Origin of the sequence: Streptomyces sp. NPDC057438 (assembly GCF_042802995.1) — a bacterium.
Lineage (GTDB): Bacteria > Actinomycetota > Actinomycetes > Streptomycetales > Streptomycetaceae > Streptomyces.
This window is the reverse complement of record NZ_JBHVDD010000005.1, coordinates 95,425-109,265: the sequence shown is the minus strand read 5'-3', so window position 1 is coordinate 109,265 and position 13,841 is coordinate 95,425. Positions and strand designations below refer to the sequence as shown.

Genomic DNA, 13,841 nt, shown 5'->3' with positions numbered 1-13,841 from the left:
GGGTCGCACTGTTGTGCGGCCGGATGTGACGAGGGGGACCTGGGTGGACGAGGGAGAGCGGGCGCGGCTCGTCCTGGCGGCGGCGGGGCTGGCGCCCGGACGTCTCACCGAGCGGCGGCCGCTCGGCGGCGGCACGTACAACACGGTGGAGGAACTGCGCCTGACCGACGGCACCCGGCTGATCCTCAAGATCCCCCCGCCGTCCACGACTCCCCGTCTGGCCTACGAGAGCGAACTCCTCGGCGCCGAGGCGGAGTTCTGCCGGGCCGCCACGGCCGTCGGCGTCCCCGCGCCCCAGGTGGTCGCCGCGGCCCTCGACGAGTCGGCCCCGGCCGGCCGGTATCTCCTGCTCACCCACTGCCCCGGCGGCGACTGGGGCGACCTGGAGCCCGCCCAGTCGGGCCCGGTGCGGCGAGAGCTGGGCGGGCTGGTGGCCCGCCTCCACCGCGTGACCGGCCCCGGCTTCGGCTACCCGTCCGGCACGTTCGGTCCCCTCGCCGCCGACTGGCGCACCGCCTTCACCGCGATCTACGACGGGGTGCTCGCCGACGCCCGCCGCTTCCGGGCCTGGCTGCCCCTGCCCGTGGACGAGGTGGCCCGCACGGCGCGGGCCGCGTACGACGCCCTCGACGAGGTGACCGTGCCGCGCCTGGTCCACTTCGACCTGTGGCCGGGCAACATCCTCGTCGAACACGGGCAGACGCCCCGCGTCGGTGGCCTGATCGACGGTGAGCGCATGTTCTGGGGCGACCCGGTCGCCGACTTCGTCTCGCTCGCGCTGCTCGACGACATCCGGCAGGACGACGACTTCCTGACGGGCTATCGAGAGGCCGGTGGCGAGATCGGTTTCACGCCGTCCGTCCGCCGTCGCTACGCCCTGTACCGCAGCTACCTCTACCTGATCATGCTGGTCGAGGTGGTGCCGCGCGCCCTGGACGACGGCGACGTCGCCTGGCGACGCGAGGAGGTGGCGCCGCGGCTAGCGGCGGCGCTGGAGGAGCTGCGCGCCCTGTCCTGACGGCGCGGACCACGCCACCCCTGGTTTGTGCCGATCACACCGTGGTACCCGCGTGCGGCGCACACCGGAACAGGAACACGTGCGGCGCACCACCGGAGCGGGAAGGAGACGCCGTGACCGATCACCGACTGGAGGGTCCCGGCGAGCACCCGGAGCCCGTACCGAGGGACATGCCCGACCAACAGGCGCACGAGGGCGAGGACCCCTGGGAGGTGGCTCCGACGCGCGCCGGTGACGGCGCGCGGGAGGAGGACGCGTCAGGGGACGGCGACGCCGACGTTCCCGACACGGACGAGGCCGGTACCGGCCGCCAGGGTGAGACACGGTCGGACGCCGTCCACCCCGAACAGCCCGTACCCGACGAGCCCTCCGGCTGACAGGCTCCGGCGCGGGCCGACACCTTTCGTCAGCAGCCGTCGCAGAGGTCCCGCAGAACTCGGCGCCTCCCCGGTGGGACCCGGGGAGGCGCCGTCATGTGCGGGAGTCCGTGCAGCGGACGGCGGCCTCAGCCGACCTTCCGCCCCCGGAGCGGTTCGGTGTCCGCCCCGGCGCCCTGCCGCAGCCCCTCCAGGAACTCCTCCAGCACCTCGACCGCCGTGCGCTCCGGCCGCCAGCGCAGCTCGTCACGGGCCTTGGAGCAGTCCATCAGCGGCAGCCGCAGCACCGCGTCGAAGAGGTGCGGTGAGGCGGGCAGCAGCCGCAGGTTCCAGGCGGCGGCGACCGCGGAGCGGACCGCGGCCCGGGGCAGTTTGACCGGACGGGAACCCAGCACCTCGCTGAGCAGCGCCGCGTCCACGGGCGACTCCGCCGCGAGGTTGAAGGCGCCGCGGGCGTCGCCGTGCAGCGCCAGCCGGTAGGCCCGGGCGGCGTCGTCGGTGTGCAGGGTCTGCACCCTCAGCCCGGGGATGTCGGGCAGGAACGGCAGCAGTTCCGGCCGCGCGAGCGGCCCCGGCAGGAACCGCCCGCCGAAGATGCGGCGCTGCTCGCTCGCCGACTCGCGTTTGAAGAGGAACGCGGGCCGCATCCGCACCACCCGCACCCCGGGATGCTCGTGCTCGAAGGAGTCCAGGGCGCGCTCCAGATACGCCTTCTCCCGGCAGTACGCGGCGTCCGGCCAGCCGTGGGTCGGCCACGACTCGTCCACCGCGCGGTCCTTCGGCCCCGGCGAGTAGGCGCCGACCGACGAGGCGTGGATCAGCGTGGGCACCTTGGCCGCCGCGACCGCCTCGAAGACCCGGATGCTGCCCAGCACATTGGTCCGCCAGGTCGAGGCCGGGTCGTGCGTCGGCTGGAACGCCCAGGCGAGATGGACGACCGCGTCCGCCGCCTCGAACTCCTTCACCAGATCGGTCTGCTCGTCTCCCAGGTCCACGGCCGACCAGTCCGTCTTCGCCGGTGCCATGTCGGGGACCCGGCGTGCCAGCCCCCGTACCTCATCGACCCGCTCGTCCTCGGCGAGCAGCCGCACCAGACTCGTCCCCACATTGCCGGTGGCTCCCGTGACCACGACCCTGCCGCCGGATTCTCCGTTCACCGCTGACTCCTCTCGTGCGCTTCGTCCCTCCAGGGCCGCCCACGAGTACCCGGGCCCCGCGGAAGCACGCGGTCATGACCGGACACACCGTCCGGCCGGTCGAGCACATCGGCGCGGTCCGGTGGAACCCGGCGCGCGAACGGCACGGAACGAGCCGGAGCAAGAGGAAAGCCCCGACCGGGACGGGGGAATCGCGGTCGGGGCGGTCTGTGTGTGGGTGCGGACGGCGGTCGCCTCTCGGCGAAAGGCTCCACAGGGCTTCAGCCGAACGATCGTCCCTGTGGGCAAAGGTGAGGCCCGGGGACACTGTCCCATCCACACCCACGGTTGGTTCAACGGGAAAGTACCAGGGGGTGTTCCCTACGTATCCGGACATTGCCGGTGATCTACGTCACGTCCCCCAGGGCTCGCCGGAGCGTCTGTCGCCAGGTCATTCCCCCCGTCCGAGCGGTGGCCCGAGCGGACTCTCCTCCAGTGCGGCCAGCAGATGGGCCGGGTTGCGGAACACCGCCTCCGCGCCGGCCGCCTCCAGCTCGACCCTCGGGACACCGCCGCAGAGCACCGCCACACAGCGCACCCCCGCCCGGACGCCCGCCCGCATGTCCCAGACCGTGTCCCCGACGAACACCGACTCCTCGGCCCGCGCGCCCGCCAGCTCCAGGGCCTGCTCGACCGGATCCGGCGCGGGCTTCCCCTCGGCCACGTCGTCCGCGCTCGTCGTCGCCGTGATGGCGTCGTCGGCCCCGATCGCCCGCCGCAGCGCGGCCAGCTCCGGCCCGCTCGCCGAGGTCGCCAGCACCACGCTCCAGCCCCGCCCGGCGAGCCGCCGCAGCAGCCGGCCGGCGTCCGGCAGCGCGGGCAGGCGGTCGAAGTACGTCCCGTACAACGCCTTGTGCGCCGCGCTCAGCGCGTCCTTCTCCTGCGGATCACGCTCCTCACCCAGCAGATGCGTGATCAGATCCCCGGACGGCAGCCCCACCGCCCGGTGCACGTCGTGCATGGCCACCTGATGGCCGCCCTGCCGGAACGCCTCCCACCAGGCGACGACATGCAGATGATTGGTGTCGACGAGGGTCCCGTCGACATCGAAGACAGCAGCCCTGCTCATCGGCTCACCTTCCCGGTCCTGGAACATTTCTGCGAATCCCCCCGTGTACGCGCCCCGGACGGGCGCGGCCTAGGCACCCGTCGCCCCCACCCGGCCGGGCACCTTCCGGTCCCGCGCCCACCCCAGCACCTCCTCGACGCCCCAGGTGGTCACCACCCGCTCCGCCGGTACGCCGCACTCCTCGGCCCGGGCACATCCGTGCTGCTGCCACGTCAACTGCCCCGGCGCGTGCGCGTCCGTGTCGATGGAGAACAGCGCCCCCGCCTCGACGGCGGCCCGCACCAGCCGCCGGGGCGGATCCAGCCGCTCCGGCCGGGAGTTGATCTCCACCGCCGTCCCCGTCTCCGCGCACGCCGCGAACACCGCCTCCGCGTCGAACTCCGACTCGGGCCGCCCCCGCCCCGTGACGAGCCGCCCCGTGCAGTGCCCCAGCACGTCCGAGTGCGGGTCGCGGACGGCGGTGACCATCCGCCGGGTCATCGCCCGCGCGTCCATCCGCAGCTTGGAGTGCACGGACACCACCACCACGTCGAGCCGCTCCAGCAGCTCGGGCTCCTGGTCCAGCGAACCGTCGTCGAGGATGTCGCACTCGATGCCCGTGAGCAGCCGGAACGGCGCCCACGTCTCGTTCAGCGCGGCCACCACGTCGAGCTGCTCGCGCAGCCGCTCCGGGGACAGGCCCCGGGCGACGGTCAGCCGGGGGGAGTGGTCCGTGAGCACCGCCCACTCGTGGCCGAGGCGCGCGGCGGTCCGGCCCATCTCCTCGATCGGGCTGCCGCCGTCCGACCAGTTCGAGTGCACATGGCAGTCGCCCCTGATCAGCGCCCTCAGCTCCGCGCCCGCGCCGCCCTCCGTGAGTGGGGCCTCGGCCCCCTGCTCCAGCTTGCGCAGATAGTCCGGCACCTCACCGGCCAGCGCCTCGCGCGCCACCTGCGCGGTCCTGGGCCCGACTCCCTTCAGCGACTCCAGCGAGCCCGCCGCCGCCCGCTCGGCCAGCTCGTCCGCCGACAGCGCCCCGAGGACGGCCGCGGCCGTCCGGAACGCGCGTACGCGATAGGTGGGGGCCCGGTCCCGCTCCAGCAGGAAAACGATCCGGTCCAGGGCCTCGACGGGATCCATGGCACCTCCAGCCTTCCGCTTCCAGCGTCGCCCAGTCCCCGGGTACCCGCACGGCGGCCGGAACCGCTCTACGCTGTGGACATGACCGAAAGCGCGAGCCCCTACATTTCCCACCCCCGGGTCATGGTGCTCGGGGTGCAGCCCGGTACACCGCCGTTCCGGATCGTGGAGATCGACGGCCAGGTGGTCGGCGAGGCGAAGACGTTGACGGACGTCCTCCAGGCCGCGGCGGCCTACGGAGTCGTCGTCCACGACCTGGACGACCCCGATCAGGTCCGCTGGGTCGGCGGCGACAAACTCACTTGGAGGCCGCGCTAGCACTCCCGCGACGGCGGCCCACTCGCAGACGCTGTGCCCAGGCGCGGCCGGACGCCGTCCTCCGTCGTGCGGTCGGGGCCGGTGCGGCCTCGGGCTCGCGCGGGGCCCGGGCGTGCACCGCCCGGCCGAGCCGCCGGCCCAGCAGCAGATAGCCCAGCAGCGCGCCCGTCGTGTTGAGGATGACGTCGTCGATGTCGAACGCGCGTCCGGTGACGAGCGCGCCCTGCACCAGCTCGACCAGCAGCATCACCACCGCGGTCAGCGCGGGCACCCGCAGCAGGCCGCGTGCCCCGGGCGCCAGCACCGGCAGCAGGAAGCCGAACGGCACGCCCAGCAGGATGTTCCCGCCGACCTGCTTGAGCGCGTCGCGCGGGTCGGGGTGGTGCCAGTAGAGCTGCAGCGAGCTGCCAGGAGTGAGGTTGCTGTGAGTGAGCACCTCCGACGCCGGGGACGGCTGGAGGGTGAGTCCGGCCAGTACCACGCCGAACGCCACCATGGCCACGAAGGCCAGCGCCATCGCCAGCAGCCGCAGGAGCAGCGGGAGCGGCCGTCGGTCGTGCGCGGACGCCGGCGAACGGCGGCCGCGCGTCGTGGAACCGGAACGTGACGTGGTGCCGGCCATGCGACCCTCCCGATGTCAACTGCCTTCTGTCCCCAAGCTGTTACCCCTGAAGCCGCCCTCGATTCCCACCAGGCCGGCCGGTGCGGGAAGCCGTCCGCCGAACCCCGCGGGTTTGCCCCCGCCCGCCCTGGGCACTCCGGGCGGGGAGTGACAGGGACCCGCTCCCGTTCGAGGGGTGCCGGGGAGGCGCCCGGGAGCGGCAGGGCGAGGGAGGGCGCGGACGTACGGAGGCGGCGGTCGGGCCGACGTACGACGCGCCCTCCCCGGTACCGGGAAGGGCGCGGACCCGCGGTCCCCGTCGGGACGCCTCGGATGCCGTGGGGGCACCTCGGGACCCACGGGTCACTTCAGGTCCCGCCGGCCGCCTCAGGACCCGTACGTCACCTTCACCTCCTTGAAGCCGAGGGACTTCAGGAGTCCTTCGAGCATGTCGGTGGTGTTGGCCTCGGCGCGGTCCGTGAGCCTGCTGTCCTTCGCGGCGTCGCCGATGTGCTTGACGGCCAGGCGCTGCACGGCCTGTTCGCCGTTGGGGTTGTCGGAGAACATGTCGCCGAGCCGGTCGAGCAGCCCGCGCTGCTTGGAGACGGCGTAGGAGTGCTCGGTGTCGAGGGCGGGCTTGCCCAGCCGCGCGTGCGGGAGGTTGATGGTGGCCGACGTGCGGTCCTCGTCGACCTTCACGTCGTCGTCGCCGACCTTGCCGAGGTCGACATAGGCATCGACGGTGCCCGCACCGACGTAGAGGGTGCGGGTGCCGCGGATCGCGTCGGGCAGGTACTTGGCGTCCTTCTCCAGGTCCACGACCACCTGGAAGTTGCCCGAGGCGGCGTCGTAGCGGCTCATGTCCTGGATGGACTTCAGGAGTGTGGGCCCCGAGCGGTCGTGCTCCTCGGTGCCGAACACGTCCTTCAGTCCCCCGAAGACCAGCATCCGCAGCGCGGCCAGCAGCACCACGATGAGGATGACCACGGCGGCGAGCAGCTTGACCCAGCCGGGCAGACGGGTGCGCTTGATGGACGTCGTCATTCGACGGCCCTCCTTCCTCTTTCAACGAATGCCCTCGAAGGCCGTGGGGGAACGCGGAGTTGGTGATTGTCCGTAATCGTCCGCAGCCCGTCCGGCGCGGCCGTCCGGGCGGCCGTATCCCATCGGCGTACGCGGGCCGGCCAGTAGCATGAGCCGCGCAACCCGTAATGATCATGTTCCTGCGAGGAGCCGACCGTGCGTGACATCGCCGTCTTCACCGGCAGCGCCCACCCCGAGCTCGCGGACGAGGTGTGCGCGCACCTGGGGGTCCCGCTGAGCCCGTCCCGGGTCAGCCGCTTCGCGAACGACTGTCTTGAGGTCCAGCTCCAGGCCAACTGTCGGGAGAAGGACGTGTTCCTGGTGCAGCCGCTGGTCGCGCCGGTTCAAGAGCATCTCGTCGAGCTGCTGCTGATGTGCGACGCGGCGCGCGGCGCCTCGGCCGGCCGGATCACCGTGGTCATGCCGCACTACTCGTACGCCCGCTCCGACAAGAAGGACGCGCCGCGGATCTCCATCGGCGGCCGGCTGGTCGCCGATCTGATGGTGTCGGCGGGCGCCGGCCGCGTCCTCGCCATGACCCTGCACTCACCGCAGGTGCACGGCTTCTTCTCGGTGCCGGTCGATCATCTGCACGCGCTGCGCGAGCTGGCGGCCCACTTCCGGCAGTACGACCTGTCGCGTACGACGGTCGTCTCGCCGGACCTGGGCAACGCCAAGGAGGCGGCGGCGTTCGCGCGGATGATCGGGGCGCAGGTCGCGGCGGGGGCCAAGCAGCGGTTCGCGGACGACCGGGTGAGCATCAACTCGGTGATCGGCGAGGTCGCCGGGCGGGATGTGATCGTCCTCGACGACGAGATCGCCAAGGGCAGTACCGTCATCGAACTGCTGGAGCGGTTGCGTGAGTTGGGGCCGCGTTCGATCCGGGTGGCGTGCACGCACGGGCTGTTCGCGGCGGGTGCCCTCAAGAGGCTGAGCGCGCAGCCGGACATCCTGGAGATCGTGTGCACCAACACCGTGCCCGTCCCCGTGGAGGAGCACACCGACAAGCTCAGGATCCTGTCCATCGCCCCCGCGCTCGCGGAGGCCGTGCGCCGCATCCACAACGGCGAGTCCGTCAGCGCCCTGTTCGACGCGCCGGGGGAGTGACCGGGAGGGGGAGGGTCACCCCGGGGAAGGGGTGGGCGGCGGCGGGGTCATAACGTGCCGGTCGCGGCCTCGGGCTGCTCCAGGGCGGCCTCCAGGGTGGGGGCGGGCGGGAGCAGCCGGGCCAGGCCGGTGACCTTGAGGACGCGCAGGGTGAGCGGGTGGGTGCAGACCAGCCGCAGTTCGCCGTCACGGTCGAGCACCCGCTGCCGGGCCCGGTAGAGCAGCCGCAGGCCCGAGCAGTCGAAGAACTCGACGTGCCGCAGGTCGATCACGATCCGGGCGCCGGGGCCGCTCGTCGCCGCGTCGAGGTGCGGGATGATCTCCACGGCCGCCGCGATGTCGATCTCACCATGGAGTTCGAGCACGGTACGGCCGCGGTCCGTGCGGACGCGCAGGTGCCCGGTCGCGGGCGGTGTGGGGTCGCTCGACACGACGGCATCGCCTCCAACCGGACGGAATGTGGACGGACATGAGGGCAGGCCGAGGGCAACACCCGTCCCTGCTCTGCAAGTTACCCCCGTCAGGGTGAATTTCAGCATGTTCGATTGACATATGTCTTTGATTTCTCAGGCAATCTGTCCCGAGTTTCGCGCGGAGCGCTCTACGACAGGGCGTGCCAGGCCTTGGACAGCGCCTGTCTGAACTGGTCGGCCTGGTGCGCGGTGAGGTCGCTGATCATGCGTTCCTCCAGCTCGCGCACGGGCTCGGCGTAGCGGGTGAGCAGCTCGCGCGCCTCGTCGGTCAGCAGGATCAGCAGCTCGCGCCGGTTGCGCGGATTGCGTTCCCGGCGCACGAGGCCCCGGTTCTCCAGGCTGCGCACGAGGTCCGCGGTGGACTGGGCGGTCACGAACGAGTCGCGGGCGAGCTGGGCGGCCGAGAGTCCGTCGTGCCGCTCCAGGACGGTCAGGGAGGTGTACTGCAGGGCCGTGATCCCGGCCGGCCGGACCAGCTCGTCCAGGTGCGAGCGGACAATCAGCTCGACCTGCTTGACCATGTAGAGGAGGGAGGGGGGTGCCTTGGTGCCGACCATGGGGTCAGCGTAGGGCATTGACAGGAAACCTGTGTGTAATGAGACTGCGAACCAACAGGATTCCTGTTTGTTGAAGATTTGGCGATCAGTGCCGGGCAGGCGCTGAGCAGAGCTGGATCAAGGCTGGATCAAGGCTGAGGAGTGGGCAATGACGACCACCTTCGAGAGCGGGCCCGGACGGCTGTTCATCGGTGGACAGTGGCTCGACGCGACCGACGGGGCACGCACCGACGTGATCGACCCGTCCACGGGCCAGGTGGTCACGACGGTCGCGGAGGCGGGCGCCGCCGATGTCGACGCCGCCGTGCGCGCCGCGCGTGAGGCGTTCGACAGCGGCACGTGGTCCGGGCTGAGCGGCCGCGAGCGCGGCCGGATCCTGCACCGCGTGGCCGAGCTGATCCGGGAGAACGCCGACGACATCGCGGCCCTGGAGAGCCGTGACGTCGGCAAGCCCATCACCCTGGCCCACGCCGTCGACGTGACGAACGCGGCCAACGACTACGAGTACTACGCCTCCCTCGCCTGGTCCCTGGACGGCTCCGCCCGCGACGTCCCCGACAACCGCCTCGCCTACACCAGGCGCGGGCCGATCGGTGTGGTCGGCGCGATCACCCCGTTCAACTTCCCGCTGATCCTGGCCGGTTCCAAGATCGCTCCCGCGCTGGCGGCCGGCAACACGATCGTGCACAAGCCCGCCGAGGAGACCCCGCTCAGCGCCCTCTACATGGCGGACCTCCTGCAGCGGGCCGGCGTCCCGGACGGCGTCTTCAACGTGGTCACCGGCACCGGCCCGGTCGCCGGCGAGGCGCTGCTGCGCAACCCCGGCGTCGACAAGATCGCCTTCACCGGTTCCACCGCGACCGGGCGGCACGCGGCGAGCGTCGCCGGCGAGGGCCTGAAGCAGGTCACCATGGAGCTCGGCGGCAACGCCGCACACCTCGTCTTCGAGGACGCCGACATCGAGAAGGCCATCGGCGCCATCATCAAGGGCTTCGTCTTCAACACCGGCCAGTTCTGCATGGGCGGCCCCCGTCTGCTGGTCGCCCGGTCGGTCCACGACACCGTGCTCGGGATCCTCGCCGAGGCGGTGCCCGGCGTGCCGATCGGCGACCCCCGGCAGCCCGAGACGGTCATCGGCCCGATGGCGGGCGAACGGCACCTGAAGAAGGTCGAGGAGTACGTCGAACTGGCCCGCAAGGAGGGCGGCCGGATCGTGTGCGGCGGCGAGCGCCTGGACCTGAACGGCGGCTACTACTACAAGCCCACCGTCATCGCCGACCTCGCCAACGACTCCCGGGTCGTCCAGGAGGAGGTCTTCGGGCCGGTCCTCACCGTGCAGCCCTTCGACTCCGAGGACGAGGCCGTCGAGCTGGCCAACTCCACGCCGTACGGCCTGGCCTCCGGCATCCAGACCACCAGCCTCACCCGCGCCCACCGCGTCGCCGCCCGGCTCCAGGCGGGCATCGTCTGGGTCAACGACTGGCCGATGCTCGACCCCGCCGTGCCCTTCGGAGGCGTGAAGGCCTCCGGCTTCGGCCGCGAGTACGGCCCCGAGGCCCTGGAGTCCTACACCAAGGTCAAGTCCGTCGTCGTCTCGCTCGACTGAGCGCACCCCCGGAAGCGAAGGAGTTCACGAGCATGTCCATCACCACACGCGCCGCCGTGGTCGAGTCCGGTGGCGCCCCCTTCACCCTCTCCGACGTCGTCCTCGACGATCCGGCGCCGGGCGAGGTCCTGGTCCGGATGGTCGCCGCCGGGCTGTGTCACACCGACCTGGGGGTCGCGAGCGGCGGGCTGCCCTTCCCGCTGCCCGGCGTCCTCGGCCACGAGGGCGCGGGTGTCGTGGAGGCCGTCGGCCCGGGCGTCACCTCCGTCGTCCCCGGCGATCACGTCGTGCTGTCGTTCACCTCGTGCGGCACCTGCGGGAACTGCCGGGACGGGCACCCGGCGTACTGCGCCACCTGGCTGCCGCTGAACCTGATCGGCGGCCGCCGCGCCGACGGCAGCGGCACCATCAGCCGCGACGGGCAGGAGCTGGGCGGCCACTTCTTCGGCCAGTCCTCCTTCGCGGAGCGTGCCCTGGTCGACGAGCGCGGTCTCGTCAAGGTCGACCCGGACGTCCCCCTGGACTCCATCGCCCCGCTCGGGTGCGGCGTCCAGACCGGTGTCGGCGCCGTCTGGAACGTGCTGGAGCCCCGCGCGGGCAGCACCCTCGTGGTCCTCGGCGCCGGGGCTGTCGGCCTCTCCGCCGTGATGGCGGCGGCCCTCACCCCCGCGACCACCGTCATCGCCGTCGACAAGGTCGGTGAGCGGCTGGACCTGGCCAAGGAGCTGGGCGCCACCCACACGGTGAACGCGGGCGAGGTCGCCGACATCACCGAGGCGGTCATGGAGATCACCGGCGGCCGGGGTGCCGACGGCGTCGTCGAGACCACCGGCAGCGTCTTCGTGCTCCGCAAGGGCGTCGACGCCCTCGCCGCGCGCGGCACCCTCGTCATCGTCGGCGCCCCGCCGTTCGGCACCGAGGTCTCCCTCGACGTCAACGGCATGCTCGGCGGCAAGCGCGTCGTCGGACTCACCCTCGGCGACAACGAGATCCAGACCGCCATCCCGGTCCTCGTCCAGCTGGTGAAGGAGGGCAAGCTCCCGCTCGACCGGCTGATCAGCCGCTACAAGTTCGAGGACATCGGTCAGGCGGTCGCCGACATGAGCGGCGGCAGGAGCATCAAGCCCGTGCTGACCTTCTGACGGGTTCCGGCGTCCCGAGGAGCCATCTTCCGCCGGGGTACGTCCTCCCCGCGTGACCCCGGCCCTGGGGGTGATCCGCTCACCGGATCACCCCACAGGGCCGTCGCCCGTTCGGCGGGTGTGGTGTCACCTGCTGCGGTGCAGGGCGACCAGCAGCTGCCACGCCTGGTCGGCGATCTCCTGGGGGGTGCCGTCGAGGAGGCCGTGCAGCCAGTCCGCGAGCACTCCGGCGAAGGTGGCCGCCACGGCCGAGGCCACCAGCGGGGCGTCCGCGGCCCCCGCCAGCTCGCGTTCGCGGAGGCTGTAGGCGCGCAGGTCCCGGTGCAGGACCAGGCCGAGCGGCCCGCCGCCGCCCGGCGCCAACAGGGCGCGGTACAGGGCCGCGTGCGGGGCCAGGCCGGCGAAGAACTCCGGCAGCGCCGCCGGCGCCCGCACCGGGTCGGGGCGCCCCCGCCAGGCGTGCAGCGCCTCCACCGCCTCCCGTACGACATCGGCGCAGGCGTCGACGGCCAGCGCCTCCAGGTCCGGGTAGTGCACGTAGAACGTGGCCCGGCCGACCCCCGCCCGGCGGGCCAGCGCGGTCACGCCGATCTCGTGCAAGGGGTGCGTGGCGCACTCGTCGAGCAGGGCCCTGCGCAGTTTGGCCCGGGTGCGGGCGGTCCGGGGGTCCTCGGTGGGCCGGGGTTCCTCCGGGGTCATCCCGCGACGAGGACGGCGGCCAGGGCGAGCGCGCCGGGGAGGGCCTGGGCGACGAGGATGCGGCGGTTGGCGGTGGCGGCGCCGTAGACGCCGGCGACGATCACACAGGCCAGGAAGAAGATCTGGACCCGGTACCCGGTCGGGTCACCGGCGATCAGGCCCCACACCAGACCGGCGGCGAGGAAGCCGTTGTAGAGCCCCTGGTTGGCGGCCATCGCCGCGGTGCGCTTGGCCATCTCCGCGTCCATGCCGTGGAAGGACATCCCCTGCTTCTTCTGCCACAGGAACATCTCCATCACCAGGATGTACGCGTGCAGCAGGGCCACCAGCGCGACCAGCACGTTCGCCAGGATCTCCATGGTCAACCGTCTCCGTAGCTCACTCGAACTTCCGAACTTCTTGGACAGGTGTCCACTATAACTGGACGCCTGTCCAGGAAGTCCACCGGGTGAACCTGTGACCACCGCCACGGTGATGTCCGACCCGGGCGCCGGGTTCGCGTCCATGAGCGACCAAGAGGTGATCGTGCGGCGCGCCCGCACCGAGGACATACCGGGGATCGTCGTCTCCAGCTCCCGGCTGTTCGCCGAGGACGGCGGGGAGCGGGACCCCGGCCTGAACGTGGACTGGCCGCGCGAGTACGGCGCCGAAGCCTTCGCGGCCGTCCAACGGGACCCCGGCCGCCTGCTGCTCGCCGCGCTGCACGGCGACGAGGTGGTGGGGCATCTGTCGGGGGCGACGGCCGGTGCCTCCGCCATGCGGCCCGTCGTGTCGGCCACCCTCATGGCGCTCCACGTCCGGCCGGAGTACCGGCGCGGCCGGGTCGGGGCCCGGCTGGTCGACGGCTTTCTCGCGTGGGCGCGCGAGCGCGGTGCGGCGTATGCGGAGGTGACCGCCTCGGCGGCCAACGCGGACGGCACCCGGTTCCACGAAAGGGAGTTGTTCCGGCCCCAGGCGCTCACGCTGCGGCTGAATCTGTAGCCGGCGGGTACCCGGGGAGCGTATGGGCGGCGGCGGACCGTCCCCCGCGCCCGGGATCCCGTACGGAGGAGACATGGCACTGGTACAGGCGGGCCTGGTGGTGCTGGACTGCGCCGAGCCGGAGAAACTCGCGGTGTTCTACAAGGAGCTGCTCGACGCCGAGGAGACGGACGCCACCGCCAACCGCGTGGAGATCGAGGCGGCCTGCGGCGCCCGGATGGCGTTCCGCCGGGACGTCAACGCCACCCCGCCCAGCTGGCCCCGCCCCGAGAACTCCCTCCAGGCCCACCTGGACTTCTACGTCGACGACCTCGACGAGGCCGAGCGGCGGATCGTCTCGCTCGGCGGGCGTCCGGTGGACACCAAGGAGCCGGCCGGGCCGTTCGAGGAGCGCGGTTACTCCGACCCGGCCGGTCACTCCTTCACCCTGCGCCGCGAACACCCCACGGCCCCGAAACAGGGCTGACGTGTCCGGGGCGGGCCCGGTGACCCCGT

At 72.3% G+C, this 13,841-nt stretch carries 17 protein-coding genes; 8 read left to right on the top strand and 9 right to left on the bottom strand.

The features are described 5' to 3' along the window. Positions 1 to 43 precede the first annotated feature (43 nt). Both ACFU5F_RS05530 and ACFU5F_RS05525 read left to right on the top strand, forming a co-directional pair. The gene (locus ACFU5F_RS05530) at positions 44 to 1,018 is read left to right on the top strand and encodes a phosphotransferase family protein (protein WP_383882331.1); all 975 of its coding nucleotides are present in this window, start codon (positions 44 to 46) and stop codon (positions 1,016 to 1,018) included. Positions 1,019 to 1,131: 113 nt separating this feature from the next. Continuing rightward, positions 1,132 to 1,395 (top strand): hypothetical protein, encoded by a 264-nt coding sequence (locus ACFU5F_RS05525; protein ID WP_383882328.1) that lies wholly within the window; start codon positions 1,132 to 1,134, stop codon positions 1,393 to 1,395. A gap of 128 nt (positions 1,396 to 1,523) precedes the next feature. Here the strand turns inward: ACFU5F_RS05525 and ACFU5F_RS05520 are convergent, their stop codons facing one another. From ACFU5F_RS05520 to ACFU5F_RS05510, 3 genes are all read right to left on the bottom strand, one after another. Continuing rightward, positions 1,524 to 2,552 carry an SDR family oxidoreductase gene (locus tag ACFU5F_RS05520; protein ID WP_383882325.1) on the bottom strand — a complete coding sequence of 343 codons (1,029 nt, stop codon included), beginning with the start codon at positions 2,550 to 2,552 and terminating at the stop codon, positions 1,524 to 1,526. Positions 2,553 to 2,982: 430 nt separating this feature from the next. Further along, complete coding sequence (locus ACFU5F_RS05515; RefSeq protein WP_383882322.1) at positions 2,983 to 3,660, bottom strand: HAD family hydrolase; 678 nt, start codon at positions 3,658 to 3,660, stop codon at positions 2,983 to 2,985. A 69-nt stretch (positions 3,661 to 3,729) separates the two neighbouring features. Then, complete coding sequence (locus ACFU5F_RS05510) at positions 3,730 to 4,779, bottom strand: PHP domain-containing protein (protein WP_383882320.1); 1,050 nt, start codon at positions 4,777 to 4,779, stop codon at positions 3,730 to 3,732. Positions 4,780 to 4,860: 81 nt separating this feature from the next. Between ACFU5F_RS05510 and ACFU5F_RS05505 the strand changes: the two genes are divergently transcribed. Continuing rightward, on the top strand, positions 4,861 to 5,097 hold the full coding sequence (locus ACFU5F_RS05505; protein ID WP_383882317.1) for a hypothetical protein: 237 nt from the start codon (positions 4,861 to 4,863) through the stop codon (positions 5,095 to 5,097). Here the strand turns inward: ACFU5F_RS05505 and ACFU5F_RS05500 are convergent. Then, a complete protein-coding gene (locus ACFU5F_RS05500; protein WP_383882314.1) occupies positions 5,078 to 5,719 on the bottom strand; it encodes a VanZ family protein in 642 nt (213 codons plus the stop codon). The two genes, ACFU5F_RS05505 and ACFU5F_RS05500, sit on opposite strands and share 20 nt — an antisense overlap. Before the next feature lie 366 nt (positions 5,720 to 6,085). Next, positions 6,086 to 6,742 (bottom strand): DUF4230 domain-containing protein, encoded by a 657-nt coding sequence (locus ACFU5F_RS05495; protein ID WP_383882311.1) that lies wholly within the window; start codon positions 6,740 to 6,742, stop codon positions 6,086 to 6,088. A gap of 195 nt (positions 6,743 to 6,937) precedes the next feature. On the opposite strand from ACFU5F_RS05495, the gene ACFU5F_RS05490 reads away from it, so the two are divergent. Then, complete coding sequence (locus ACFU5F_RS05490; RefSeq protein ID WP_383882309.1) at positions 6,938 to 7,888, top strand: ribose-phosphate diphosphokinase; 951 nt, start codon at positions 6,938 to 6,940, stop codon at positions 7,886 to 7,888. Between the two features lie 47 nt (positions 7,889 to 7,935). Here the strand turns inward: ACFU5F_RS05490 and ACFU5F_RS05485 are convergent, their stop codons facing one another. After that, the gene (locus ACFU5F_RS05485; protein WP_383882306.1) at positions 7,936 to 8,319 is read right to left on the bottom strand and encodes an anti-sigma factor antagonist; all 384 of its coding nucleotides are present in this window, start codon (positions 8,317 to 8,319) and stop codon (positions 7,936 to 7,938) included. Positions 8,320 to 8,489: 170 nt separating this feature from the next. Then, on the bottom strand, positions 8,490 to 8,918 hold the full coding sequence (locus ACFU5F_RS05480; RefSeq protein WP_383882303.1) for a MarR family winged helix-turn-helix transcriptional regulator: 429 nt from the start codon (positions 8,916 to 8,918) through the stop codon (positions 8,490 to 8,492). 148 nt (positions 8,919 to 9,066) lie between these two features. Here ACFU5F_RS05480 and ACFU5F_RS05475 point away from each other — a divergent pair, with 148 nt between their 5' ends. Next, positions 9,067 to 10,524: an aldehyde dehydrogenase family protein gene (locus tag ACFU5F_RS05475; RefSeq protein WP_383882299.1), complete on the top strand. Its 1,458-nt coding sequence runs from the start codon at positions 9,067 to 9,069 to the stop codon at positions 10,522 to 10,524. Positions 10,525 to 10,556: 32 nt separating this feature from the next. Next, on the top strand, positions 10,557 to 11,666 hold the full coding sequence (locus tag ACFU5F_RS05470) for an NAD(P)-dependent alcohol dehydrogenase (RefSeq protein WP_383882296.1): 1,110 nt from the start codon (positions 10,557 to 10,559) through the stop codon (positions 11,664 to 11,666). 126 nt (positions 11,667 to 11,792) lie between these two features. On the opposite strand, the gene ACFU5F_RS05465 is transcribed toward ACFU5F_RS05470, so the two are convergent. After that, complete coding sequence (locus ACFU5F_RS05465) at positions 11,793 to 12,365, bottom strand: TetR/AcrR family transcriptional regulator (protein ID WP_383882293.1); 573 nt, start codon at positions 12,363 to 12,365, stop codon at positions 11,793 to 11,795. Continuing rightward, positions 12,362 to 12,724 (bottom strand): DUF1304 domain-containing protein, encoded by a 363-nt coding sequence (locus ACFU5F_RS05460; protein WP_059078449.1) that lies wholly within the window; start codon positions 12,722 to 12,724, stop codon positions 12,362 to 12,364. The genes ACFU5F_RS05465 and ACFU5F_RS05460 overlap by 4 nt, the downstream gene beginning before the upstream one ends. 97 nt (positions 12,725 to 12,821) lie before the next feature. Here ACFU5F_RS05460 and ACFU5F_RS05455 point away from each other — a divergent pair, with 97 nt between their 5' ends. Together ACFU5F_RS05455 and ACFU5F_RS05450 are read left to right on the top strand one after the other, a co-directional pair. Beyond that, positions 12,822 to 13,346, top strand: coding sequence for a GNAT family N-acetyltransferase (locus ACFU5F_RS05455; RefSeq protein WP_383882290.1), 525 nt, complete (start codon positions 12,822 to 12,824; stop codon positions 13,344 to 13,346). A 73-nt stretch (positions 13,347 to 13,419) separates the two neighbouring features. Beyond that, on the top strand, positions 13,420 to 13,812 hold the full coding sequence (locus ACFU5F_RS05450) for a VOC family protein (RefSeq protein ID WP_383882287.1): 393 nt from the start codon (positions 13,420 to 13,422) through the stop codon (positions 13,810 to 13,812). The last annotated feature ends 29 nt before the right edge of the window (positions 13,813 to 13,841 follow it).